26 protein-coding genes are annotated in these 24,344 nt (G+C 64.4%); 7 read left to right on the top strand and 19 right to left on the bottom strand.

Translation table 11 applies throughout. The annotated features are described in order from the left end of the window. Positions 1 to 44 precede the first annotated feature (44 nt). Genes lysA through argH form a run of 3 tightly spaced genes read right to left on the bottom strand, consistent with a single transcriptional unit; the run spans position 45 to position 3,095 of the window. Positions 45 to 1,319 carry a diaminopimelate decarboxylase gene (lysA, locus tag BLP76_RS12570; RefSeq protein WP_092813571.1) on the bottom strand — a complete coding sequence of 425 codons (1,275 nt, stop codon included), beginning with the start codon at positions 1,317 to 1,319 and terminating at the stop codon, positions 45 to 47. Between the two features lie 40 nt (positions 1,320 to 1,359). Further along, on the bottom strand, positions 1,360 to 1,641 hold the full coding sequence (lptM, locus tag BLP76_RS12565) for an LPS translocon maturation chaperone LptM (RefSeq protein ID WP_092813568.1): 282 nt from the start codon (positions 1,639 to 1,641) through the stop codon (positions 1,360 to 1,362). 23 nt (positions 1,642 to 1,664) lie between these two features. Continuing rightward, positions 1,665 to 3,095, bottom strand: coding sequence for an argininosuccinate lyase (gene argH / locus BLP76_RS12560; RefSeq protein WP_092813565.1), 1,431 nt, complete (start codon positions 3,093 to 3,095; stop codon positions 1,665 to 1,667). Between the two features lie 40 nt (positions 3,096 to 3,135). On the opposite strand from argH, the gene tlpA reads away from it, so the two are divergent. Then, positions 3,136 to 3,828, top strand: coding sequence for a thiol:disulfide interchange protein TlpA (gene tlpA, locus BLP76_RS12555; RefSeq protein WP_092813561.1), 693 nt, complete (start codon positions 3,136 to 3,138; stop codon positions 3,826 to 3,828). Between the two features lie 60 nt (positions 3,829 to 3,888). Here tlpA and BLP76_RS12550 read toward each other — a convergent pair whose 3' ends face one another. After that, a complete protein-coding gene (locus BLP76_RS12550; RefSeq protein ID WP_170130471.1) occupies positions 3,889 to 4,791 on the bottom strand; it encodes a LysR family transcriptional regulator in 903 nt (300 codons plus the stop codon). Between the two features lie 166 nt (positions 4,792 to 4,957). On the opposite strand from BLP76_RS12550, the gene BLP76_RS12545 reads away from it, so the two are divergent. From BLP76_RS12545 to BLP76_RS12535, 3 genes are all read left to right on the top strand, one after another. After that, positions 4,958 to 5,269 carry a YjiS-like domain-containing protein gene (locus BLP76_RS12545; RefSeq protein ID WP_092813555.1) on the top strand — a complete coding sequence of 104 codons (312 nt, stop codon included), beginning with the start codon at positions 4,958 to 4,960 and terminating at the stop codon, positions 5,267 to 5,269. A gap of 138 nt (positions 5,270 to 5,407) precedes the next feature. Beyond that, a complete protein-coding gene (locus tag BLP76_RS12540) occupies positions 5,408 to 6,286 on the top strand; it encodes a PfkB family carbohydrate kinase (protein WP_092813552.1) in 879 nt (292 codons plus the stop codon). 115 nt (positions 6,287 to 6,401) lie between these two features. Beyond that, on the top strand, positions 6,402 to 6,743 hold the full coding sequence (locus BLP76_RS12535; RefSeq protein ID WP_092813549.1) for a DUF2147 domain-containing protein: 342 nt from the start codon (positions 6,402 to 6,404) through the stop codon (positions 6,741 to 6,743). On the opposite strand, the gene BLP76_RS12530 is transcribed toward BLP76_RS12535, so the two are convergent. From BLP76_RS12530 to BLP76_RS12490, 9 genes are all read right to left on the bottom strand, one after another. Next, complete coding sequence (locus BLP76_RS12530; RefSeq protein ID WP_092813546.1) at positions 6,740 to 7,495, bottom strand: pyroglutamyl-peptidase I; 756 nt, start codon at positions 7,493 to 7,495, stop codon at positions 6,740 to 6,742. The two genes, BLP76_RS12535 and BLP76_RS12530, sit on opposite strands and share 4 nt — an antisense overlap. Next, a complete protein-coding gene (locus tag BLP76_RS12525) occupies positions 7,495 to 8,526 on the bottom strand; it encodes an aspartate-semialdehyde dehydrogenase (protein ID WP_092813543.1) in 1,032 nt (343 codons plus the stop codon). The genes BLP76_RS12530 and BLP76_RS12525 overlap by 1 nt, the downstream gene beginning before the upstream one ends. 139 nt (positions 8,527 to 8,665) lie before the next feature. Next, complete coding sequence (locus BLP76_RS12520; protein ID WP_139163747.1) at positions 8,666 to 9,907, bottom strand: GNAT family N-acetyltransferase; 1,242 nt, start codon at positions 9,905 to 9,907, stop codon at positions 8,666 to 8,668. A 176-nt stretch (positions 9,908 to 10,083) separates the two neighbouring features. Beyond that, a complete protein-coding gene (leuB, locus tag BLP76_RS12515) occupies positions 10,084 to 11,208 on the bottom strand; it encodes a 3-isopropylmalate dehydrogenase (protein ID WP_092813537.1) in 1,125 nt (374 codons plus the stop codon). A gap of 67 nt (positions 11,209 to 11,275) precedes the next feature. Then, positions 11,276 to 13,306, bottom strand: coding sequence for a sensor histidine kinase (locus tag BLP76_RS12510; RefSeq protein WP_092813534.1), 2,031 nt, complete (start codon positions 13,304 to 13,306; stop codon positions 11,276 to 11,278). A 217-nt stretch (positions 13,307 to 13,523) separates the two neighbouring features. Next, entirely contained in the window at positions 13,524 to 14,732 is a 1,209-nt protein-coding gene (locus BLP76_RS12505) for a lytic murein transglycosylase (RefSeq protein ID WP_171904402.1), read from the bottom strand. 259 nt (positions 14,733 to 14,991) lie between these two features. Continuing rightward, positions 14,992 to 15,597, bottom strand: coding sequence for a 3-isopropylmalate dehydratase small subunit (gene leuD / locus BLP76_RS12500; protein WP_092813532.1), 606 nt, complete (start codon positions 15,595 to 15,597; stop codon positions 14,992 to 14,994). Positions 15,598 to 15,696: 99 nt separating this feature from the next. After that, positions 15,697 to 16,095 carry a metallopeptidase family protein gene (locus BLP76_RS12495; protein ID WP_092813529.1) on the bottom strand — a complete coding sequence of 133 codons (399 nt, stop codon included), beginning with the start codon at positions 16,093 to 16,095 and terminating at the stop codon, positions 15,697 to 15,699. Between the two features lie 24 nt (positions 16,096 to 16,119). Beyond that, positions 16,120 to 16,374 carry a hypothetical protein gene (locus BLP76_RS12490; RefSeq protein WP_092813794.1) on the bottom strand — a complete coding sequence of 85 codons (255 nt, stop codon included), beginning with the start codon at positions 16,372 to 16,374 and terminating at the stop codon, positions 16,120 to 16,122. Positions 16,375 to 16,745: 371 nt separating this feature from the next. On the opposite strand from BLP76_RS12490, the gene BLP76_RS12485 reads away from it, so the two are divergent. Continuing rightward, a complete protein-coding gene (locus BLP76_RS12485) occupies positions 16,746 to 17,117 on the top strand; it encodes a hypothetical protein (RefSeq protein WP_092813526.1) in 372 nt (123 codons plus the stop codon). A gap of 239 nt (positions 17,118 to 17,356) precedes the next feature. Beyond that, on the top strand, positions 17,357 to 17,629 hold the full coding sequence (locus BLP76_RS12480) for a hypothetical protein (protein ID WP_092813523.1): 273 nt from the start codon (positions 17,357 to 17,359) through the stop codon (positions 17,627 to 17,629). A gap of 215 nt (positions 17,630 to 17,844) precedes the next feature. Here BLP76_RS12480 and leuC read toward each other — a convergent pair whose 3' ends face one another. After that, a complete protein-coding gene (leuC, locus tag BLP76_RS12475; RefSeq protein ID WP_092813520.1) occupies positions 17,845 to 19,251 on the bottom strand; it encodes a 3-isopropylmalate dehydratase large subunit in 1,407 nt (468 codons plus the stop codon). Positions 19,252 to 19,293: 42 nt separating this feature from the next. Then, positions 19,294 to 19,452: a hypothetical protein gene (locus tag BLP76_RS18805; RefSeq protein WP_170130472.1), complete on the bottom strand. Its 159-nt coding sequence runs from the start codon at positions 19,450 to 19,452 to the stop codon at positions 19,294 to 19,296. 217 nt (positions 19,453 to 19,669) lie between these two features. On the opposite strand from BLP76_RS18805, the gene BLP76_RS12470 reads away from it, so the two are divergent. Beyond that, entirely contained in the window at positions 19,670 to 20,422 is a 753-nt protein-coding gene (locus BLP76_RS12470; protein WP_092813517.1) for a phosphodiester glycosidase family protein, read from the top strand. 45 nt (positions 20,423 to 20,467) lie between these two features. Here BLP76_RS12470 and BLP76_RS12465 read toward each other — a convergent pair whose 3' ends face one another. The 4 genes from BLP76_RS12465 to BLP76_RS12450 all read right to left on the bottom strand — a co-directional run bounded on the left by BLP76_RS12465 (position 20,468) and on the right by BLP76_RS12450 (position 24,328). Further along, on the bottom strand, positions 20,468 to 21,199 hold the full coding sequence (locus BLP76_RS12465) for an ABC transporter ATP-binding protein (RefSeq protein ID WP_200170610.1): 732 nt from the start codon (positions 21,197 to 21,199) through the stop codon (positions 20,468 to 20,470). Between the two features lie 101 nt (positions 21,200 to 21,300). Next, complete coding sequence (locus BLP76_RS12460) at positions 21,301 to 22,059, bottom strand: ABC transporter ATP-binding protein (protein WP_092813511.1); 759 nt, start codon at positions 22,057 to 22,059, stop codon at positions 21,301 to 21,303. An 11-nt stretch (positions 22,060 to 22,070) separates the two neighbouring features. Then, the gene (locus tag BLP76_RS12455; protein ID WP_092813791.1) at positions 22,071 to 23,204 is read right to left on the bottom strand and encodes a branched-chain amino acid ABC transporter permease; all 1,134 of its coding nucleotides are present in this window, start codon (positions 23,202 to 23,204) and stop codon (positions 22,071 to 22,073) included. A gap of 107 nt (positions 23,205 to 23,311) precedes the next feature. Next, positions 23,312 to 24,328: a branched-chain amino acid ABC transporter permease gene (locus BLP76_RS12450; RefSeq protein ID WP_092813508.1), complete on the bottom strand. Its 1,017-nt coding sequence runs from the start codon at positions 24,326 to 24,328 to the stop codon at positions 23,312 to 23,314. Positions 24,329 to 24,344: the final 16 nt, after the last annotated feature.

Below are 24,344 nucleotides of genomic sequence, written 5' to 3'. Positions count from 1 at the left end.
CACATCAAGGCCTTGCGCGAGATTTGACGTCTTCGTGATCTCGCTCAGGCGTCGTCCGGCATGAGCCAGGACGGCACGCGGTCGAGACCGATCAGCTCCTCGTAGCTGTGCCGCGCCCGCACCAGCGCGTAGTCATGTCCATGCACCAGCACTTCCGGCACCAGACGGCGCGTATTGTAAGTGCCGGCCTGCACCGCGCCATAGGCGCCGGCGGAGAAGACGGCGAGGAGATCGCCCGCTTCCGGCCGCGGCATGCGCACATTCTTGCCGAGGAAATCGCCGGTCTCGCAGACCGGGCCGACGACGTCGCAGACGATCGTCTCCGCATCGCTTTCTTGCGCCGGCGCAATCCGATGATAGGCCTCGTAGAGGGTCGGGCGAATGAGATCGTTCATCGCTGCATCGACGATGACGAAATTCTTCCCCTCGCCCGCCTTCACATAGATGACTTCGCTCACCAAAAGCCCGGCATTGCCGGCAATGAGGCGCCCGGGCTCGAAGATCACGGTGGCGCCGAGCGCATTCATGTGGCGGCGCACGATCTCGGCATAGTTCGACGGCAGCGGCGGCGCCGCCTTGTCCTCGTCATAGGGAATGCCGAGCCCGCCGCCGAGATCGACATGCTCGATCTCGTGACCGTCTTCGCGCAGCACCACGACGAGTTCCGCGAGCCGGCGGAAGGCCGCGTCGAAAGGCTGAAGCTCGGTGATCTGGCTACCGATATGCATATCGATGCCGATGACCTTGAGCCCCGGCATTTTGGCAGCTTCCGCGTAGACAGCACGCGCCCGGTCCGCCGGAATGCCGAACTTGTTTTCCTTGCGCCCGGTCGCGATCTTGTCGTGCGTGCCGGCATCGACGTCGGGATTGATGCGCAGGCTCACCGGCGCCACCTGCCCGGCTTCGACGGCAAGCCGGGAGAGAAGGGCGAGCTCCGGCTCCGATTCCACATTGAAGCAATGGATGCCGGCCTGAAGCGCGAAACGCAGCTCATGGGCCGTCTTGCCGACGCCGGAGAACATGATCTTCTCCGCCGGAATCCCGGCCGCCAGCGCCCGCCGCAACTCACCTTCCGAAACCACATCGGCCCCGGCGCCGAGGCGCGCCAGCGTGGCGATCACCGCCTGATTGGAATTCGCCTTCAAGGCGTAACAGACGCGGTGCGGCAGGTCTGCGAAGGCTTCCTCGAAGACCTGATAATGCCGGGTCAGGGTCGCCGTCGAATAGCAATAGAACGGCGTGCCGACTGCCGCGGCGATTTCCGGGATCGGCACGTCTTCGGCGTGAAGCACGCCGCCGCGATAGGAAAAATGATGCAAAGCTTCGCCCTTCCCTGGCGCCCTGCCTAGATCAGCGGACTTAGATCAGCGGATCGAGGATGAAGCGGCGCCCGCCATGGGCCTTCTCCGCTTCCTCGGCACGACGCGTGGCGATGTCGCCATCCTTGTCGTTCGCCGCCGGCTCGTCGAGCCTGGTCAGATCATCGAAATTGCGATCGGTGGAGCCCGGATTGCCGATGTCGCCGCGCGGTGTCACCGCTTCGGGCGCACCGGGAGGCGGCTGCAGCGCACCGCGGCGCCCGCAGCCGGCAACCACCGTTGCCGTCATCATCAAAACCACAGCTAAGCGCAGCCAGGCCATCGCGAACCTCTTCCTTTCGCGGACTATAACGAGCCCTCGGGCGAAAGCGCAGTGGCTTTTGCAAGAGCCTCCTCCTCGGCGAGCCGAGCCTGCCATTCGCTGGCGCGCTGGCGCACATTGTCGGGGGCGGTGCCGCCTTCGCTCACGCGGCTCGCGACCGAGGCATCGACGGACAAGACGTCGAACACGCTCGCATCGAGCTTCGGATAGACCTTGCGCAGCGCCTCGATCGGCATCTCGCCGAGATCGACGTCGAGCGCTTCGGCCTCGGCCACGATCCGGCCGGTGATGTGATGCGCCTCGCGGAACGGCAGCCCCGCCTCGCGCACCAGCCAATCGGCGAGATCGGTCGCCGTCGAAAAACCGATGCCTGCGGCCTCGCGCAAACGCGCTTCGTTCGGCTGCAGATCGGCGACCATGCCGGCCATCGCCGCAAGCGACAGGGACAGCGACGGCAGGGCGTCAAAAACCTGCTCTTTGTCTTCCTGCATGTCCTTGGAATAGGCGAGCGGCAGACCCTTCATCACCACCATCAGCGCATTCATCGCCCCGATGATGCGCCCGGCCTTGGCCCGCACCAGCTCCGCCGCATCCGGATTGCGCTTCTGCGGCATGATCGAGGAGCCGGTGGTGAACTTGTCGGAGAGCTTGACGAAGCGGAACTGCGCCGACGACCAGATGACGATCTCTTCGGCAAAGCGCGACAGATGGATCGCACAGATCGAGGCGTCCGAGAGCGCCTCCATGGCGAAATCGCGATCGGAGACGGCGTCGAGCGAATTGGCGGCGGGCCGGTCGAAACCGAGCGCGGCTGCTGTCATCTTCCGATCGATCGGAAAGGCGGTGCCGGCAAGGGCTGCAGCGCCGAGCGGACATTCGTTGAGGCGGGCGCGGCAATCGCGGAAGCGGCTCCTGTCGCGTGCGAACATCTCCACATAGGCGAGCATGTGATGGCCGAAGGTCACCGGCTGCGCGCTTTGCAGATGCGTGAAGCCCGGCATCACGGTGCCGGCATGCTTTGCCGCCTTCGTCACGAGCGCCTTCATCAAGGCGAGGATCTGGCGATCGAGATCGTCGAGCGCGTCACGCACCCACAGCCGGAAATCGGTCGCCACCTGATCGTTGCGCGAGCGCGCCGTATGCAGACGCCCCGCCGCATCGCCGATCAATTCCGCGAGACGTGCCTCGACATTCATATGAATGTCTTCCAGGTTCCGCGAGAAGGTAAAGCGGCCTTCCTCGATCTCGGCCGCGATCTGGTCGAGACCGTCGATGATCTTGCGGGCATCCTCCGTCGAAATAATGCCGGCTTTCGCCAGCATCTCGGCATGGGCTTTGGAGCCGGCGATATCCTGGCTCGCAAGAGCCCGGTCGAAATCGATGGAAGCGTTGATCTCTTCCATGATGGCGTCCGGGCTTTCGGAAAAGCGGCCGCCCCACATGCGGTTGGACATCAGTTGATCGCAGTCTTTTGAAGATGAAGATTCGGAGCAGATTACAGTGAAACGCACTTATCTGGCCTTCGGTACGTTCGCAGTGATCGTCCTCGGCTTTGGACTCGCCCTATACGGGATTCCCGGCAATGGCAATGATGCGGCCGGCGAACTGGGCGCCAATTGCCAGGCGGCCGTTGAGGCAGGTGCACGCCTCGACCCGGTGATCGGCGGCGAAGTGGCGGCCTTCATCCCGGCCAGCAGACCGCAGGATCTGAGCGCCCTCACCTTTACCGGCGCGGACGGAAGCGAGCAGAGCCTCGCCGATCTCTCCGGCCGTTTGAAGCTCGTCAATCTCTGGGCCACCTGGTGCGCCCCCTGCCGTGAAGAAATGCCGGCGCTCGATGCGCTCGAAGGCGATCTCGGCAGCGACGACTTTTCCGTCGTGCCGATCAACATCGACACCTCCGGGCCGGAGCGGCCGCGCCAGTTCCTCGACGAGATCGGCGTCGAGCATCTGCCGCTCCTCACCGACAAATCCATGGACATCTTCAACAAGATGAAGGCGATGGGGCTCGCCGTCGGCCTGCCGGTGACGGCGCTCGTCGACGGCAATGGCTGCCTCGTCGGCCATATGAACGGCCCGGCGGAATGGAATTCGGACGACGGCACGCAGCTGATCAAGGCGGCTCTCGACGGCACCGCCCAAACGACCCGTGATGCCCCTTCGGCGGCAGCGCCTGCAGGTTCCTAAACCTCTTCCGAGCACCTCGCGGGCTCCCTGACCTTTTCCTCAGCGCAAGGCGGTGAAATCCTACGCCGCCTTGCCGAGGCTCATGCCGGTGGCGGGGACGCTCGCCGGGGCGAAACTCTCCGCCACATGGTCCGACAGCGCCATGACGAGCGGATCATTCTCGTCGCGCGCGATGAAGGAGATCGCATAGGTGCCGAGATCCGGCAGCCCCGTATCGGCACCGAGAAGCACGAGATCGCCGCGCGCCAGCGACGCCGGCAGCGGCGCGATGGCAAGATCGCCGGCAACGGCTGCGATCTGACCGGCGGCCGATGCGCTCTGATAGGCGACGCGGTGCCGGAAGCCCGCTTTGTTCAAGGCCGCCACGGAGCGCTTGCGCCAGCAGCAATCGGGATTGGCGACGGCGACCGGCAGAGGCTCGCGCCGATAGGCCGTGCCTCCGCGCGCCCCGAGCCAGACGAGCTGTTCCTCATGCACCTGCCGGCGGAGGAACTGCGCGTCCGAAATGTCCGCATTGGTGACGAGCCCGCTGTCGATGTCGCCGCGTTCCAGATAGACGCGCACCTTCGCCGAGATGTCGCAGATGACGTTGACCTGCACGCGCGGATGCGTGCGGGCGAAACTCCTCAAAACCCGCGGCAGGAAGGCGCTCGCATATTCGTCCGGCGTACCGACGGTGATTGAGCCTTCGAGGTCGGGTTGCTTCAGCCGACCCCAGAGCTCGGCATGCATCTGCAGGATGCGGCGCGCATCCGGCAGCATCGATTCCCCGAAAGCGGTCAAGGCGACGCGCCGTGAATCGCGGTCGAAGAGCCGCCGTCCGACGAGGTCTTCGAGCTTCTTCACCTGCATGGAGACGGCCGAGGGCGTACGCCCCGCCCGTTCGGCGGCGACGGAGAAACTTCCGGTATCGGCAATCGCGACAAATGTACGCAGAAGATCGGCATCCAGGATCGGCTGCATGACGCGCCTCATGATTCAATGAAACTGAACCGAAATGTAAAACCTTTTCGTTTGATTGATCAATAGGGAAAGACGAAATGAGGGTCATGGACGGTACGACACGGTGTCCCGCCGCCATTCCCTGAACCGGGTTTCGGAAGACCCGATTTTCCGTTTGGAGGCAGCAATGCTCAACAATCTTTCTCACAATCCGGCGGTCCGACCCGCCGCATCAGGCGATCTCGCCGCCCGCGCCGGCGCCTTCCTGCAGCCGCTCGCAAACACGCTCCTGCGTCTTGCGCGTGCCATCAAGGGACGCCGTGCCGCCTATCGGCTTGCCACCCTCGACGACCAGATGCTGCAGGATATCGGCCTGACGCGTTTTGAGGTCGAAAGCGCTCTCGCAATGCCGCTGTCTGCTGATCCGAATGCGGAATTGGTCCGCCGCCGCGCCGATCGGATTGCAAGCCAGCGTCGCCGCGGTGTTCGCACGCGCTGACGTGAGGCGCTCGCCTCAACCCCAAAAAGCCCCGTTTGATCTCTAGAAGCCCGTCGCATTGCGGCGGGCTTCTTGCTCTTCTGGGCCGCCTTGGTTCAGATGGCCCTGATTCTCCCTGCCTCATCTTGAAGGAATGCAATGGCTTCCTCCGGCCGGATTATTCTGATTTCCAGCCATGTCGCCGCCGGCGCCGTCGGCAACCGCATCATGGGTTTCACGTTGGAGCGGCTCGGCATGGAGACGGTCGATATCCCGACCGTACTTCTGCCGCATCATCCGGGCTTCGGCCTCGGCCGCCCGATCCTGGCGAGCGCCGCCGATTTCGCAGCCCTTCTCGCCGGCGTCGCCACACGCTTTTCCGAGCGCCCGCCGCTCGCCGTCGCCACCGGCTATTTCGGCCGCGCCGAACATGTGAAAGAGACGGCCCACTTCATCGCCGGCTTGAAAGAGCGCTTTCCGGGTCTCGTTTATCTCTGCGATCCGGTGATGGGCGATTCCGACCGCCTCTATGTGCCGGAGCCGGTGGCGGAGGCGATCCGCGACCATCTCCTGCCGCTCGCCGACATCGCCACCCCGAACGTCTTCGAATTCGGCTGGCTGACGGGGACGAAGCCCGAGCCCGACCCGACCGCGCTCGTCGCCGACGCACGCCGTCTCGGCCCGGCCGAAGTCATCGTCACCTCGGCGCCGGCCCTGATGCGCGGGCGCATGGCGGCCGTGCTCGTCAAGCCGAACGAGACGATCCTCGCCGAACACCCCGTCGTGGAAAATCCGGCGAAGGGTGCGGGCGATCTTTTTTCAGCGCTTTATCTCGGCCGCAAGATCCTCGGCGCCTCCTCTGAAGAAGCGCTCGCCTTCGCGGCGGCCGGCACGGCCGACCTCTTCGCCGTCACCAAACAGCTCGGCCGCGATGAGCTTGCGTTTGCGGAAGGACAGGACGTGATGCTCCGGCCAAATCTCGGCCGCATCGCGTTGCGGCGCATCGCCGAAGCGAAAGGCCCAATAAGCCTGGCGTAAAACCTGTTCATAACTGCGAAAACTTCCGCAACGGCAGCCGGGCGGCCCGCGAAAATCGCGGTTTTCTTTGTCTCAACTCCTCCCCATAGTGACAAAAAACTTGGGAGGAGACGTCATGAAGATCAAAACCATCGCGCTCATCGCGGCCCTTGTCGCGTGGCCGGCCCTTGCCGCAGCCGACCCTCTGGAAGGCAATTGGGTCGCCGCCACTGGCAACACGGTGCGCATCAGCTCCTGCGGCGACGCCTTTTGCATGAAGGTGACGAGCGGCCCCAACAAGGGCAAAGAGATCGGCCGCATGAAGGGCTCGGACGGCAAGTACAAGGGAACGGTCGTCAATCCGGAAGACGACAAGACCTATTCCGGCTCCGCCACCCTCACCTCCGCGAACAGCCTGAAACTCAAGGGCTGTGCGCTCGGCATCTTCTGCAAGACGCAGAACTGGCAGCGGCGCTAGTCGCGATCGAAGCTCGAGCCGGCGCGCTCCCGCCACGCTGCGATGGCGGTCTCAAGAACGAGACGCGCGCCGGCCAGCATCACCTCGTCGGCAAGGCAGGTCGGCCCCGCCACGCCATCGTCTGGAACACCGTCAGGAACCGCGGCAGGAACACCGTCAGGAACGGCGGCATCCGGTGCGGAATCGCAGAACGGCAGATGGATGAACCCCGCCATGACGAGGCGGCCGGCCTCGGCCGCATAGCGGCCGGAGCGATAGAAGATGGCATTGCAGAGATAATCGCCGGCATCGTCGGAAAAATCGGCCGGAATGCCGGCGCCTGACAGCGCCGCATGGATGCGCCGCAACGGCAGCGAGCCGCGCCAGGAGGGTGGCCCCGCCTCTTCCAGCTCCGCCGATGGCGGCAGAGCGCCCCGCACGTCGGGACGCGCCAGCCTCGCATTGCGGGCGACACGTTCGAGCCGAAAGCCGCGCGCCCCGGCCGCCACACCGAAATGCACGACGACATCCGGATGGTGCGTCTGCCAGAGGAGGTCGAGTGTGTTCGGCCCCTCCTGCCAGTCGGTCGCGAGAATGGCGGTGCGCAAATCGGCATCGAGGCGAGGCCCGCCCGCCTTGTCGGCGAGCCGCTCCACCAGCCAGGCGCTCGGATTGGTCGCAACGCCCGGGAACGGGCCGAAGCCCGTCACCAGGAGACGCGGCCGGTCCGCTTTGTCACCGCCGCTCGCCCCTCTCCCCGTCGCGCCCGCCATCAGGCGGCCTTGCGGTTCTCCAGGAGCTTGCGGTTCACCAGAAGTTCGGCGATCTGCACGGTGTTGAGAGCCGCACCCTTGCGCAGATTGTCGGCCACGACCCACATGGAAAGACCGGAATCGACCGTCGGATCCTCGCGGATGCGGGAGATATAGGTGGCGTCCTCGCCGGCGCACTCATAAGGCGTCATGTAGCCGCCCGGCTCGTGCTTATCGATGACGAGACAGCCCGGCGCTTCGCGCAGGATGTTGCGCGCCTCTTCGGCGGAAAGCTCTTCCTCGAACTCGATATTGACGGCTTCGGAATGGCTGACGAAAACCGGCACGCGCACGCAGGTGGCCGAAAGCTTGATCTTCGGATCGAGGATCTTCTTCGTCTCCGCCACCATCTTCCATTCCTCCTTGGTCGTGCCGTCTTCCATGAAGACGTCGATATGGGGAATGCAGTTGAAGGCGATGCGCTTCGGGAACTTCTTCGTCTCGATCGGGTCGGCGACGAAGACGGCGCGCGTCTGGTTGAAGAGCTCGTCCATCGCGTCCTTGCCGGCGCCGGAAACCGACTGATAGGTCGCAACGACCACGCGCTTGATCTTGGCGCGCTCATGCAACGGCTTCAGCGCCACGACGAGCTGGATGGTGGAGCAGTTCGGATTGGCGATGATGTTCTTCTTGGCGAAGCCGGCAACCGCGTCGGCATTCACTTCCGGCACGATCAGCGGCACGTCCGGATCGGTGCGCCAGGCCGAGGAATTGTCGATGACGACGCAGCCCTTGGCGGCGATTTTCGGTGCCCATTCCAGAGACACCGAGCCACCCGCCGACATCAGCGCGATATCGGCATTGGCGAAATCGAAATGTTCGAGTGCCTGCACCTTCAGCGTCTTGTCGCCGAAGGAAACTTCCGTGCCCTGGCTGCGCCGGGAGGCGAGCGCCACGACTTCGTCGGCGGGGAAACCGCGTTCATCGAGAATGTCGAGCATTTCCCGCCCGACATTGCCGGTCGCACCTACGACAGCGATCCTGTAACCCATGTCTAGCTCCTCTCTCCCCGAAAACAAAGCATCTCTCCCCCGCCCCGGGGAGAGATCGGGGCGGAGCGATTAGCCGGTCGTCTTCGTCTTGGCTGTGCTCATCATGGTGGCGGAGGTTTTATCGCAGGTGCGCACAATGTCAATTGTGTGTCGCGGCCGGGCGGTCCCGGCGCGCCTGCGCGGGCAGGCGTTTCAGCCGGACATAAAGGCTGCGCAGATCGCGCCGCCTCGCCCGATACGTTTCCTCGAGCCACACCGCGCTCTTCAGCCATTTGCGTGCGGAGCCGACGGCAACGACGATGTCGGCCATCGCCCGCTCTTGCGGCCACAGACCCGGAACGAGTGTCGCGGCATCGATGCTGCAGGTGTCGACAAAAGCAAGTTCGCCCTGCGCCTGGAGGGCTGCGGCGCTCTCGGCCTCCAGGACGAAGCCGGGAGAACAGCGCGCAAGATCGCTGGCATAGGCTTTCTTGAAGCCCCAGGCGCCATCGCCGGCGCGCAGATAAAGCGTCATCGAAATGCGCCGCCCGTCGAGCTCCAAAGCGTGGACGATCAGATTCCCGCTGGCGCTTCCCGCCTCCACCATCTTTTCGAAGAAGGCGCGCTCCTGCGGCCGGCAGGCGATCGCCGTTCCCATCTCTCCCTTCCAGCCACTCGCTTCGAGCGTCAGGAAATCGTCCGCCCAGGCGGAAGGCGGCTGCGCACTCAGATCGACGAAGGAAAGCTCTCCGAGTTCCTGAAGCCGGCGTTTGCGCCGCTGCATACCGCGCCGTTTCTTGCCCGATTGCATCGCCTCCAGCCCACCGGAGCCGAGATGGAGAGAGGCGCGCACCAGCCGGGCGACCACAGCGGCCTGAAGCGTCTGATCCTCTTCGTTGAGAAGCCCGTCGATGACGGGGCTTGTCTCCTCCACGTCGCGCAGACGCAGGAAGGCGATCCCTTCATGCTTCAGCCAGGCGCCGAGCTTCGTCCGGAAGAGAGCTTCGCTGCCGCGGCGCACCAATGGCGTGCCGTCGAAATCGTGAATGTGCATAAAGCGATTGGCCACACGGCCGATGCCCGGGATCGGCGCAGAAACGGTCAGGGGCAGAAGACCGATGAGCCCATGATCGTCGGCAAACGCGACGAGCTTGACCTTCCCCGGCCGCACCAGGCGCTGAAGCGCCGCTTCGACGAAAAAAGGCTCCGCAAAGGCGTTGGGCGTCCCGGCCTCGGCGGCCAATTTCCGCCAGTCGCGGCGGAACTCCGCCGTCACCGTCTGGCGGACGTCGCCCACCACCTCCACGGCAGAACAAGCATTTCTCTCGGAAAACACCTGCATGCTTTGAGGGGCGGCCATATCGGCGGATGATGTGCGTGGCGAAGCATTGGCGCTGCTCATGCCACGCAACCTCGCGGGCAAGCCCCCCCGCAACGACGTCTGTCTTCACCCGCCATCGAATCCCCCCTGAAGCGCGCAACCTCACATTGTCGGAGGGGAAAATTTTATGCAATTTCCCCGTCCGATTGCAGTTAACTCAAGGGTAACTCAAAAAGACATCTGGCGAAGGACGCCCCTCAGGCGCCGTGCATCAGCTTCAGGAAGCGTTCGCGGATCGCCTGGCCCATGCCCTTGGTGCCGACCTCGGTGAGGCCGTTGCCGCCGCCACGCGGCAGGATATCGCGCGTCCTCAAGCCTTCGTCGAGCACGTCGGCGATCGCCTGATCGAGCTTGTCGGCCTCGCTGATCATGCCGAAGGAATATCTGAGCGCCATGCCGAAGGATGCGAACATCGCGATCGGATTGGCGACCTCGGTGCCGGCGATGTCCGGGGCGGAGCCATGCACCGGCTCGTACATGGCCTTGCGGCGCCCGGTCGCCTGATCGGGCGCGCCGAGCGAAGCCGACGGCAGCATGCCGAGCGAGCCGGTCAGCATGGCGGCGACGTCCGACAGCATGTCGCCGAAGAGATTGTCGGTGACGATGACGTCGAACTGCTTCGGCCAGCGCACGAGCTGCATGCCGCCGGCATCGGCGAGCACGTGATCGAGCGTGATGTCGGGATATTCGCCGGCGATCCGGGTCGCGACCTCGTTCCACAACAGGCCGGACTTCATGACATTGCGCTTTTCCATCGAGGTGACGCGCTTCTGCCGCGTGCGGGCGAGATCGCAGGCGACGCGCACGATGCGCTCGATCTCGTAGGTGTCGTAGATCTGCGTATCGATCGCCCGCTTCTGGCCGTTGCCGAGATCCTTGATCTCCTTCGGCTCGCCGAAATAAACGCCGCCCGTGAGCTCGCGCACGATGAGAACGTCGAGGCCTTCCACCACGTCGCGCTTCAGCGACGAGGCATCGGCGAGCGCCGGATAGCAGATGGCCGGGCGCAGATTGGCGAAGAGGCCGAGATCCTTGCGCAGGCGCAGAAGCCCCGCTTCCGGGCGCACCTCATAGGGAACCCCGTCCCATTTCGGCCCGCCGACGGCGCCGAAGAGAACCGCGTCGCTGGCGAGCGCCTTGTCCATGGTGGCGTCGCTGACCGCCACACCTTCGGCGTCGTAGGCTGCACCGCCCACCAGGCCGTCCTCGCATTCGAAAGAGCCGATGCCTTCGGCGTTCATCCAATCGATGAGAGCCTTCACCTCGGCCATGATTTCCGGGCCGATGCCGTCACCGGCGAGAAGCAGGAGCTTGTGCGTCATTTGAAGATCCGTCGTGATGAGGTCTGTCAGCTAGCCGCTCACCGGCCGCGGCGCAAGCCATGCAGGCTCACGCAACGTCATCTGCCGGCTCGTCGGCGGGAAGGACCATGTTGAGCGTCACCACCACACCCTCGTTGCGCCAGTCGATGTGATAGGTCGCATGATACTGGGCGATGATCTGTTCCACCATCTTCGTGCCGAAGCCGCGCTTGTCGTCCGCCGGCTTCTGCGGCACCGGCCCGCCGGTTTCCCGCCAGACGAGGTGCAGCACCCTCGGCCCCTCCTCGTCGAGCGTCCAACTCAGCTCGACGCGCCCGGCCTCCGCCCTGAGCGCGCCGTATTTCGCGGCATTGGTGGCGAGTTCGTGGAGGATGAGGCCGAGCGCAGTAGCGACTTCGCCGCCCAACCGCACCCTGACCCCCGAGACGTCGATGCGGGCCTCGCCGTCGCCCGCATAAGGCGCCAGCACCAGCTCGGCGAGGCGCGTGAGATCGGCGATGCTGCCGGCGCGGCCGGGATGCCCCTGGGTCGCCGAATGCGCTTTCGAGAGCGCATCGATGCGCCGGCGCGTCGTGCTCGCGAGATCCTCCACCGAACGCGCCGAGCGGGCCCCGAGCGACAGAACGGCGGAGACGACGGCGAAGACGTTCTTGACCCGGTGGTTGAGCTCCCGCGTCAAAAGCTCCGCCTGCCGGTTTGCACGTTCGAGCTTGTCCGCCTGCTGAGCCCTCAGCTCTGCCTCCTCGCGCAACTGCGCATTGGCGTGATTGAGCTCCCGCGTGCGTTCCTCGACCCGCGCCTCGAGCTCGCGTGAGGCCGCACGCAGCTCGTCGGTCAAAGCCTGGTTTTCCGCATTGCGCCGGTTCAGCCATTCCGTCATGCGCCCGAAGGCGAAACCCGTCCGCTGCAGCTCGCGGTAATGCGTGCGCAACGGCGGCATCGGCGAAATGTCACCGCCGCTGATCCGGTCGGCCTGCCCCGCCAGCGCGCCGACGGGCCGCGTGATGGAGCGGGCGATGGCAAGACCGATCATCGCCGTCACCGCGGCAACCAGCGCCGCAAGCAGGACGCCGTTGCGGCGATTGTCCTTGATCGCGCCGAGGAAGTCGTTCTCCGGCACATAGGTGATCACCGTCCACGGCCAGCGCGTCCCGGGCAGTGACGATGCGACGGCGTGATAGGTCTCCCTGCCGAAAGTGAAGCTCGCCGCGCGTTCCTTCAGGCCGTCTCTTCCCGCCTGCGCGGTGTTGAACGAGGCCGCCGCCGCCTTCGCCAGCGGATCGTCGAGCTCGTCGATGCGGGTGAAGCGCAAAATGTCGCCCGAGGTGCCGCGCGTCTTGATCTTCGCAGGCTCCGGATGGGCGATCACGTCGCCGCTGTCGCTGAGAATGAAGGCGCTGCCATGCTGGCCGATCTGAAGATCGGCGAGAAAGGTCGACAGGGCCGAAATCTCGATATCGATGCCGACGACGCCCCGCAGCTCGCCGCCCGTGCCCGTCACCGGCGTCGCCACGGTGATGCCGGGCTCCTGCGAGGAAAAGAAGATATAGGGATCGGTCCAGGTGACGCCGCCGGCCTCCACCGCCCGGCCGTACCAGGGCCGGGTGCGTGGATCGTATCCGTCGCCCGGATCGCTGCGATGGGCGGCGACGGTATAATCCCCGTCGCGCCAATAGAGCTCCACGTCGCGGCGCTGCGGCCGGTTGGCGATGGTCTTGATGCGAAACGGCGCGCCCGCGACGCTCGCGTCGCGGTTCACAAAGACGAAATCGCCGTTGGTGTTGCCGTAGAAGATGCCGGCGAACTGGCTGTGGGATCGCAGCTGCTCGAAAAAATAGCGCTCCATGGCGCCTTCGTTTTCGCTGCTGACGACCTCCTGGCGCGCCAGGCGCTGCGACAGGTCGGCGGCCGCCTCGGCAGGCGCGAGAAAGGCGACCGTGTGGTTGATGGTGCTGCGCGCGACATCTCCCATGAGATCGCGCGCATGCTGCAGCAGCACCCTCTCGGAGGTGACGTAGGAAAGGAAGAGGACGGCGACGACCGCAACGAATTGCAGGCCCGCAAGCGACAGCGCCAGAACACTGCGGATGGAAAACATGGCCTCTCCCCTTGGCCCGGCTATCCGCCTAGCATCGAAGAGGCGCAGTGACAATTCCGGAGGTCACCCTGCGGTAACCGCCCGACCGCATCGGGGAAAGACGCTTATGCCCGAGGGCGAGAAACGCCCTCAGCGCCCGCCAGAGCGCGTGAAACGCGCCCAACACCACCCGAGCGCGTGAAACGCGCCCAACGCCGCCGGAGAGCGCGAAACGCCCTCAGCGCCCTCCGAGCTTGCGGTAGATCTTGCCGCCCGGCCGTCCGGTCGGCTCCATGCCGAAACGCTGCTCCGCCTTCTTGATCGCATCGCGCGTCATCGGCCCGACCTTCCCGTCGACCTCGCCGACATCATAGCCCTGCGCGAGAAGAAGCCGCTGCAACTCGAAGCGCTCGGCACGCGACAGGGGCGGGTCGTCCGTCGGCCAGGCCGTGCGCAGCCCCGGATAGCCGGCCATGCGATCGGCGAGATGGGAGATGGCGAGCGCGTAGGATTCCGCCTGGTTGTAGGAATAGATCGCATCGAAGTTGCGGAAAACGAGAAAGCCCGGCCCGCGCGGCCCCGACGGCAGCAGCAGACCCGCCTGGCTGCCGCCCGAAAGATGCGCGCCGTCCGCTCGTATCACGCCGCGCTTCGCCCAGGTCGACAGGGACGCCTTGCGGCTTCGGCCCGTCGGTCCTTTATAGCTCGCGGGCACCTTTACCTCGATCATATAGGCCTCGCCCGGCCGCCAGCCGGCACGGCGCAGGTAATTCGCCGTCGAGCCCAGGGCATCGGGCACGGACTTCACGAGATCGCGCCGTCCGTCGCCGTCGAAATCGACGGCGAGCCGCTCATAGGTCGAAGGGATGAACTGCGTCTGCCCGAAGGCGCCCGCCCAGGACCCGTAGAGCTCGTCGAGGTCGAGATCGCCGCGCTGCACGAGCTTCAGAGCGGAGATGAGCTCGCCGCGGAAGAACTTCGTCCGGCTGCCGTGGCAGGCGACATTGGCGAGCGCATGCGGCAGGAAATCGTCGCCCGCATCCTGGCCGAAATTGCTCTCCACGCCCCAGATCGCCGCAATGACGTAGCGGTTGACGCCGTAGCGTTCCTCCGCCGCGCGCAGCACCCGATCGTAGCGCCGCATCATCGTCTTGCCGTCGGCGATGCGCTCCTCGTCGACAAGGAAGCCGAGATAATCCCAGATCGGCGTTTTGAATTCCGGTTGCGCCCGCGATTTGCGCAAGACCTCGTCGTCGACGCGAGCCCCGTCGAGCGCCCGTGCGGCAAGCCGCGGGCTGACGCCGGCGGCAACCGCCGCCTGCTTCAGGCTCTGAACGCAGGAAGAAAAGCTCGCGGCCGATGCGGGCATCGGGGCGAAGGAAAAACCGAAAGCGAGCGTCGCTCCGACAAGAGCGCGCGCAGCCAGTCCGGGGATTGCGGTCCGCATCTGCACTCCTCAGTGGTCGCAGAAAAATTGTACGCGGTCTCAGCGCGGATGAGAATCCGCGTGCACGTCCCGGGAGCCTCGCTCACCGCAGTTTGAAAATGGTTAACGAAATCAAAATTGCCGGTGAAATCGTCGTTATCACGGCAACTTGAGAGAAACGGACGCCCTTCCGGCGGCGCAGAGGCGCCTCCCCTCCAGAGGTGTCTCAGGGACGTCCCGCGGACGCCCCGAAACGCGTCATCGTCCCGTCAGCGGAGCGTCAGACCCAGGGACGGTCTTCCGTCATCTGGCCTTCGAAACCGGTGATCTTCTCGGATTTCTCCAGCGTCAGGCCGATATCGTCGAGACCGTTGAGCAGGCAATGCTTGCGGAAGGCATCGATTTCGAACTCGATCTTGCCGCCATCCGGGCCGCGGACTTCCTGCTTCTCCAGATCCACGGTCAACGTCGCATTGGCGCCGCGCGAGGCGTCGTCGAGAAGCTTGTCGAGATCGTCCGGCGAGACGATGATCGGCAGAATGCCGTTCTTGAAGCAATTGTTGTAGAAAATATCGGCGAACGAGGTGGAGATCACGCAGGTGATGCCGAAATCCTTGAGCGCCCAGGGCGCGTGCTCGCGCGACGAGCCGCAGCCGAAATTGTCGCCCGCCACGAGAATCTTGGCGTTGCGATAGGCCGGCTTGTTGAGAACGAAATCCTCGTTCTCCGAGCCGTCGTCGTTGAAGCGCATCTCGTAGAAAAGCGACGCGCCGAGCCCGGTCCGCTTGATCGTCTTCAGAAACTGCTTCGGAATGATCATGTCGGTGTCGATATTGATGATCGGCATCGGCGCGGCGACGCCGGTCAGGGTCGTGAACTTTTCCATTCGCAGGTTCCTTTCGAAGTCCCCTTCAATGCTTCGCCGGCGCGTTCCGGTCAAGATCTTACAGGTCTGATCTTGGACCGCCTCCCGCGCATGCCTTCCTCAATCGGCCGCCTCGATCTCTTCCATATCGTCGTCGGAGAGGCCGAAATGGTGGCCGATCTCATGCACGAGGACATGGGCGATGATGTCTTCCAGCCGCTCGTCGTGGTCCTGCCAATAGGCGAGGATCGCCTGCCGGTAGAGCCACACCCGGTTCGGCATCAGCCCGGAATAGGGCGTGGCCGGCGCATGCGCGAGGCCGATGCCTTCAAAGAGCCCGAGAAGCTCCAAAGGATGCGTGAGCCCGACGGCGGCGAGCGATTCCCGGTCGGCGCGCTCGGCGACGCGGATCTGGATGTCGCCTGTCAGCGCCCGAAACTCCTCCGGCAGCCCGTCATAGGCGGCAAGCGCAATGCGCTCGAACTCTTCAAGGTCGGGGATCGATGAAAAGGCGGTCATGGCGCGGCACCGGCGAAATGGACGTCAGCGCGTCAGATAGGTGCTGACGAGGTACCATAAAAGCCACATCACGAAGACGATGGAGAGCCCACGCCCGACCCTGCGGCCCCACACTTCGACGCGGTCGTTTGCCGGCGCGTCGGCTCCGGCCAGATGGTCCTTCGCCCGGCCGGCGGCGCGGGCAAGGGACGACGTGCCGACAGCCTCGCTGTCGCGGTGCACGCGCTCGAGCGCTTCGCGTGCCTCCCGGCTTCTCTTCGCCTCGCGATCCTCACTCACGGATGACCTCCAGATGCCCCGCAGATGTCCGGCGGGTGAACCTGCGCATGTGCGGCTCTCGACCTTCCCGCAGGATTTCGGCCACATCTTTCGCACCAGAGAAACCCGAAGACCACGCCCGCCGGCAAGCCCCACCCTCTATCTCCCGCGTCTCCCGCGCCCGCCCAGGGCGCGCGAACTCACATTTTACGCTTGAGTTCCAAACACTTAGCCGTCTCATCGATCACAATTTTTTCAGCGAACCGTCTCCAGGTCTCCACGTTGTTTCGGCGAGGCAACGCCAACATCGCCTCTCCCGTGCCGTCTGATCCCTCATGCGATCGATCGGGCGGGAACCCGCAACGAGAGGCAAACGATTAAGGAGCTATTCCATGAATATCGCCAAGCTGACCGCCGTTTCCATGACCGCCATGATGGTGGGCGTGAGCGCCGCCAACGCTGAAATGATCCTGCGCAAGGACGCTCAGGACAACAAGGTGATCGTCAACACCGAGACCGAGCAGGAAGCCCGCATCTATGGCCCGGGTGAGACCTCTGGCGAGCGCCCGGAAACCTGCGAGACCGGCAATTACTACACGATGATGGACAACGACCGCGAGGTCTACGTGTCCTGTGACGACGACAAGACGATGTACTCGGGGTCGATGGATTCGGCGTCTTCGGACTCGAACATGGCCGGCGAGGAAAGCCGTGACCGTCCGCTCGAGCCTTATGCTCCGGGCACCGAAGGCACCAACAACTAAGCTCCCTTCGGCAGAGCTTTAAGAGCCTTCCCGCAATTTGCGGGTGATGACAGGCGGGGCCGCGGCCCCGCCTGTTTTTTTTGCGCGGCCTTTCGCCAAGAAGCCCGGCCCACCCAAGCGCGGCCCGGGCCCGGCATGCCGAGGACCTCCCCCCGGTCCACTCCCGATCAGCCCCACCGATTCTCGGGGAACCGGAGCCAATCGCACCTGTTTTCTCACGAAAGCCAGAGGAGACAGTAATGAGCGAAGCGCACAAATTGACCCGGCACGAAGACATCAAAAAATGGGTCGAAGAGCGCGGCGGTAAACCTGCGATGGTCTCCGCAACGGCCACGGAGGGCGACGGCGTCGGCGTGCTTCGGATCGATTTCGGCGATTCTGACGAGGGCCTGGAGCCGATCACCTGGGAGACCTGGTTCGAAACCTTCGAGGGCGGCAACCTGGCGCTTCTCGTCCAGAACGAAACGGCCGGCGGCCGCACCAGCCGCTTCAACAAGATCGTGCATCGCTGAGCCCGGGGCGTCACCACACCGACGCGCCACCACGCAGATGGCCTGACGCAGCAATGGGCTGACACACCGAAAAGCCCTGAGCGAACCCGAAAAATCCCCAACGAAAAAGGGCCGCCCGAGGGACGGCCCGTTCCGCATTCAGATCCCTGAGAGCTCAGGGCGAGCGGGTCTCAATATCCCCAAACTCGTGGCCCCAAGTTCAGGGGGCCCCAAATTCAGTGGCCCCAGTCGCGGATATCGACGAAGCGCCCGGCGATCGCCGCCGCGGCCGCCATGGCCGGCGACACGAGATGCGTGCGGCCCTTGAAGCCCTGGCGTCCCTCGAAATTGCGGTTCGAGGTGGAGGCGCAGCGCTCCTCCGGCGCCAGCTTGTCGGCGTTCATGGCAAGGCACATGGAACAGCCCGGCTCGCGCCATTCAAAGCCCGCGGCGAGGAAGATCTTGTCGAGACCTTCCGCTTCCGCCTGGGCTTTCACGAGGCCCGATCCCGGAACCACCATGGCATTGACGCTCTCGGCGACCTTGCGGCCTTCGGCAACCTTGGCGGCGGCCCTCAGATCCTCGATGCGGCCATTGGTGCACGAGCCGATGAAGACGCGGTCGAGCGTGATGTCGGTCATCTTCGTGCCCGGCGTCAGACCCATATATTTGAGCGCCCGCCACTTTGAAGCGCGCTTGTTCTCATCGGTGATGTCGTCCGGGTTCGGCACCGCGCCGAGAACCGAGATGACATCTTCCGGCGATGAACCCCAGGTCACGATCGGCGGCAGATTGGCGGCATCGAGCCGGACTTCCCGGTCGAAATGCGCCCCCTCGTCGGAAGGCAGGCTCTCCCAATAGGCGCGCGCCATATCCCAGGCGGTGCCCGTCGGGGCCCGCGGCCGGTCGGCGATATAGGCATAGGTCGTTTCGTCGGGCGCGATCATGCCGGCGCGGGCACCGCCCTCGATCGACATGTTGCACACCGTCATGCGGCCTTCCATCGACAGGGCGCGGATCGCCTCACCGGCATATTCGATGACATGGCCGGTGCCGCCGGCCGTGCCGATCTCGCCGATGATCGCGAGGATGATGTCCTTCGCCGTCACGCCGTCCGGCAGCTTGCCGTCGACGGTGACGCGCATGTTCTTCGCCTTCGACTGGATGAGCGTCTGCGTGGCGAGCACATGCTCCACTTCCGACGTGCCGATGCCGTGCGCGAGCGCCCCGAAGGCGCCATGCGTCGAGGTGTGGCTGTCGCCGCACACGATCGTCATGCCGGGCAGCGTGAAGCCCTGCTCCGGCCCGATGATGTGGACGATGCCCTGCCGCATATCGAGTTCGTTGTAATACTCGATGCCGAAATCGGCCGCGTTCGTGGCGAGCGTGTCGACCTGCAGCGCCGATTCCGGATCGTCGATGCCTTTCGAGCGGTCGGTCGTCGGCACGTTGTGATCGACGACGGCGAGCGTCTTGTCGGGGGCGTGCACCTTGCGGCCGGCAATCCTGAGGCCCTCGAAGGCCTGCGGGCTCGTCACTTCGTGCACGAGATGACGGTCGATATAGAGGAGGCAGGTGCCGTCGGGCTGGCTGTCGACCAGATGGTCATCCCAGATTTTGTCGTAAAGCGTTCTCGGTTTCATGGGTCTACTCGGTTGTGATCGCAAAAAGGGGAAAGGGCGCCGTCAGGCGCGCGTAAGCGATCCATCGGAGGCGAAAAGACGCGCAAAAAACCGCCAGGGCAGACGCGCATGGTCGTCGATCGCCGCAAAAGCGTGCGTGGAATGGAAGATGGCCCCGATCGCTCCGTGCGATCCGGCCTTGGGCGTTTCGTTCGACGACATGGCGCTGCATATAGCAACTCGGCCCGCTTCTCTCAATTCTTTCATCCCGCACAATTGCGTAAGTTCGTTCCTGGCCGGCTCTTGCGGCTGATGACCGGCGGCGACCCTTCGCCCGTGCCGCCCCGTCGCACCGTGCAGCCCTCCCCTCCGTGCCGACGTCCCGGGATGGCTTCCTGTGCCGGGATGACTTCGCCGCCGGTCCGGGCTAACCGGAGGCATGCGCAGATTTCTTTCCCTGCTCCTTGCGGGCCTCACCATTCCCTCCGCCCTTCTCGGCCCGGCCTTTGCCGCCGGCCAGAATTGCGAGATCGCGCGCGACGGCGCGCGCTCCTATGCCGTCTGCCGCTTCAATCCCGCAACCGACGACGTCCGCCTTTATCTGAACGACGCGTCGGGCAAACCCTATGGCTCGTTCCGGGCCTTGAAATCGGCGCTCGAAAGCGAGGGCAAGCGCCTCGTCTTCGCCATGAACGGCGGCATGTATCACGAGGATTTCTCGCCCGTCGGCCTTTATGTCGAAGGCGGCCGCACCGCGAAGAGCGCCAACACCAACAAGGGCCCCGGCAATTTTCACATGCTGCCGAACGGCATCTTCTGGATCGGCGGCGGCAAGGCGGGGGTGCTTGAGACTGAGGCTTATCTGCGCCGCAAGCCCCCGGCGGATTTCGCCACCCAGTCGGGTCCGATGCTCCTCATCGACGGCAAGCGCCATGCGCGCTTCCTGAAGGACAGCAACAGCGCCAAGAAACGCAACGGCGTCTGTGTCACCCAAAAAGGCGAGATCGTCTTCGCCGTCTCCGAAGGTCCGGTGACGTTCTGGGAGTTTTCAGGCTTCTTCAAGGACCGGATCGGCTGCGACAACGCGCTGTTTCTCGACGGCTCGATATCGAGCCTCTACGCGCCGGAACTTCGCCGTGCCGACGGTTTCTTCCCGCTCGGTCCGATCATCGCGGTCACTGCGGAAAAATAAGCGGCCGCCGGTAACAACCCGCGGCCGCCGGGATCGCCAGACGGATCACACCGCCAGATATTCGTGCCTCAGGTCTTCGTTTTCGAGGACCTCCTTCGCCGTCCCCTCATAGACGACCTCGCCCATGTCGAGGATCATCGCGCGGTCGGCGAGCTGCAGGGCGGCGATGGCGTTCTGTTCCACGATCACCGTGGTGATGCCGATCTCCTTGATCTCGGCGACGATCTTTTCGATTTCGCGCACGATGACGGGCGCGAGCCCTTCATAGGGCTCGTCGAGGAGAAGCAGCTTCAGATCGCGCACCAGCGCCCGGGCGACCGCCAGCATCTGCTGTTCGCCGCCCGACATCGTCGTGGCTTCCTGGTTGCGCCGCTCGGCAAGCCTCGGAAAGCGCTCGTAGACCTCTTCGATCTCCCAGCCGCGCGGCTCCTCGATGCGGGCGAGGACGAGGTTTTCTTCCACGGTCAGGCCCGGAATGATGCGCCGATCCTCCGGCACCAGAACGACGCCCGCACGGGCCGCCTGATAATCGACCATCTTGTGCAGCGCCTGATCCTTGAGCCAGATCTCGCCCTGCCTGAGTTCCGGATTGCTGGCGCGGGCGATCGTGCGCAAGGTCGAGGTCTTGCCGGCGCCGTTGCGCCCGAGAAGCGCGAGCACTTCCCTCTCCTTGATGGAGAAGCTGACGCCCTGCACGATATAGCTCTCGCCGTAATAGGCATGCAGGTTCCGGCACGAAAAGAAGGCGTCTTCCTCGTGGCCCGTCCGCTCGATCATCGTGTTGGCCTGTGCGGAGCCCGGCGTCTGCGGGTTCGCCGCCGTCGACGCCTTGGGATCGATCGGGGTCGCCTCGCTTGTCCCGGTCATCATGGCGTTCATCAATGCGCTCCTCCCAAATAGGCTTCCTGCACGCGCGGGCTGCCGCGCACTTCGTCGGGCGTTCCCTCGGCGATGATCTTGCCCTGCGCCAGAACCGAGATGCGGTCGGCGAGCGAGAACACGACATGCATGTCGTGCTCGATGATCACCTTGGTCATGCCGCGCTCCTTGATCTGCTTGAGAAGATCGATGGTGCGGTTGGTGTCGTGCCGCGACATGCCCGCCGTCGGCTCGTCGAGAAGCAGAAGCTTCGGATGCTGGATGAGGCACATGGCGAGTTCGAGGCGGCGCTTGTCGCCGCGCGACAGGCTGGAGGCGAGCTTGGCGTAGAACTGCAAGAGCCCGACATCCTCCAGAAGCTTCTCCGCCTCATCGCGCAGATCCGTCTCCTTTTCGAGTGAGGAGAGCGCGCTCATGCGGAACGTGCCGTCGCGCTTGGCGAAGGCCGGCACCATGACGTTCTGCAGAAGCGAGAGATCGGGAAAGATCTCCGGCGTCTGGAAGACGCGTGCCACGCCGAGCTGGTTGATCTCGTAGGGCGGCCGCCCGGTGATGAGATGGCCATCGAAGGTGACGGTGCCGGAATCGGGCGGCAAGCGCCCGATGCACACATTGAGAAGCGTCGATTTGCCGGCGCCGTTCGGCCCGATGATGGCGTGGGTTTTGCCCTTCTCCACCTGGAGCTCGATGTCGGTGAGGGCGCGAAGGCCCCCAAAGCTCTTTTGCACTTCCGACACATGCAGGACTGCGTTGTTCATCTGTCAGCCTTTCACTCTGCAGCCTGCAGATCGGTCTGCGACTTCGATCCGCGCCCATGCCCGCGCAGGAAGCGGTAGGTCCGCCGGATGCCTTCCATGATGCCGCCGGGCAGGAAGATGACGATCACCATGAAGAGAAGGCCGAGCGTCAGATGCCATCCCTCGCCGACGAAGGGGCTCAGAATAGTGACGACGAATTCCTGGACACTGTGCGGCAGGAACGAGAAGGCGGAAGCGAGCGCGCTGTCGTTCAGGGCCGAGAAGATGTTCTCGAAATATTTGATGATGGCCGCCCCGAGGATCGGTCCGGAAATGGTGCCGGCACCGCCGAGAATGGTCATCAGCACGACCTCGCCCGAGGCCGTCCACTGCATGCGTTCCGCACCGGCCAGAGGATCGGTGATGGCAAGGAGCGCCCCGGCAAGCCCCGCATACATGCCGGAGATGATGAAGATCGTCAGCATGTAGGGACGCGGGTTGAAGCCCGTATAGATCATGCGGTTCTGGTTCGATTTGATGGCCCGCAGCATCATGCCGTAGGGCGAGCGCATGATCCGAAGCGCGATGTAGAAGGCGATGATGAGAAGCGCCGCGCACAGATAAAAGCCCGGATAGCCGACCATGCGCTCCCCGAAGAGCGAGCCGAGGAGCACGCCCTGGTGTTCCGTCCCGAAGGCGGCATCGAGATAGCGTGGATCGTCGCGAAGGACGCGCAGGCCGGTCTCGCCATTGGTGATCGGCGTCAAGACCGAATAGGCGAGATTGTAGCACATCTGGGCAAGCGCCAGCGTCAGGATCGAGAAGTAGATCCCCGACCGTCTGAGGCTGATGAAGCCGATGACGACGGCGAGAACCCCGGCGACGAGCATCGCGAAGAGGACCGCCGGGATGATGTTCATGGTGAAGAGCTTGAACGACCACACCGCCGCATAGGAGCCGACGCCGAGAAAGGCGGCATGCCCGAAGGAGAGGTAGCCCGTCAGGCCGAAGAGCAGATTGAAGCCGAGCGCGAAGATGCCGTAGATCGCGAACTTCTGCATGAGGTCCGGATAGGCGGCGCCGAGCGGCTGCAGCCACCAGGGCATGGCAAGGATGATGATCGTGAAGGCGACGATGGCGATCCAGTCCTTGTCGACCGGCGTCATCGGCTTCGTTTCGGGCCCCCGCGGCGGCAATTGCCGGGTGGAGACTTCGAAATCCGGATCGGAAATCGCGGCCTTGCGGATTTTTTGGATGACTTTTTTGACCATGCTTAGGTCTCCATGATCCCGGAGCGGCCCATCAAACCGCGCGGGCGCACCAAGAGGATCACGACGGCGACGAGATAGATGATGATCTGATCGATGCCCGGCAGGATCGATTTCACCTCCGTCATGGAGGCGAAGGATTGCAGGATGCCGAGAAGGAAGCCTGCCGCGACGGCGCCGCCGAGCGACCCCATGCCGCCGACCACGACGACGACGAAGGAGATCACCAGGAAGTCCATGCCGAGATGGTAGTTGGGCGCGAGAATCGGCGCGTACATCGCGCCGGCAAGGCCTGCGACGATCGCCGCCAGCGCGAACACGATGATGAAGCGCTTTTCGATGTCGATGCCGAGAAGCCCGACCGTCTCGCGGTCGCGCATGCCCGCCCGAACCGTCATGCCGAAGGTGGTGAGCTGCAGGAAGGCGAAGACGGCGGCGAGAATGACGAGAGAAAAGCCGAGATAGACGAGGCGCCACCACGGATAGGAGATCGCCGGGCCGAGGCCGAACCATTCGCCGATCGAGGCGGAGCCGGCAACGGCGGGCGGCGCCGGCACCGGCACCGGATTGGCGCCGAAGATCGCCTTGATGATCTCCTGCAGCACGATCGCGAGGCCGAAGGTGACGAGGATCTGCTCGGCATGGCTGCGCTTGTAGAAATGCCGGATGAGGCCGCGCTCCATGACGACGCCGACGAGGAGCATGACGGGGATCGTCAGGAGGATGGAAAGCGGCACCGAATAATCGATGATGATCCGCCCCGTATCGCCGAGCCAGCTCTCCAGATACGGGACTTCCTTATAGGCTTCGAAGAAGGTGATGCTCTCGTCGCGAACCCGCGTCGACAGGGTCAGAAGCTTCTGCATGGTCACGGCGCAGAAGGCGCCGAGCATGAAGAGCGCCCCATGGGCGAAGTTGACGACACCGAGCGTCCCGAAGACGAGCGTCAGGCCGAGCGCGATGAGCGCATAGGCGGCGCCTTTGTCGAGACCGTTCAAAATTTGAAGAATAAGCGCGTCCATATCCCCTCCAACCCGC

It is taken from the genome of Afifella marina DSM 2698 (assembly GCF_900102695.1).
In the GTDB taxonomy this organism is placed as follows: Bacteria; Pseudomonadota; Alphaproteobacteria; order Rhizobiales; family Afifellaceae; genus Afifella; species Afifella marina.
The sequence above is the reverse complement of the archived record's forward strand: the minus strand, read 5'-3'. Positions and strand labels throughout refer to the sequence as shown.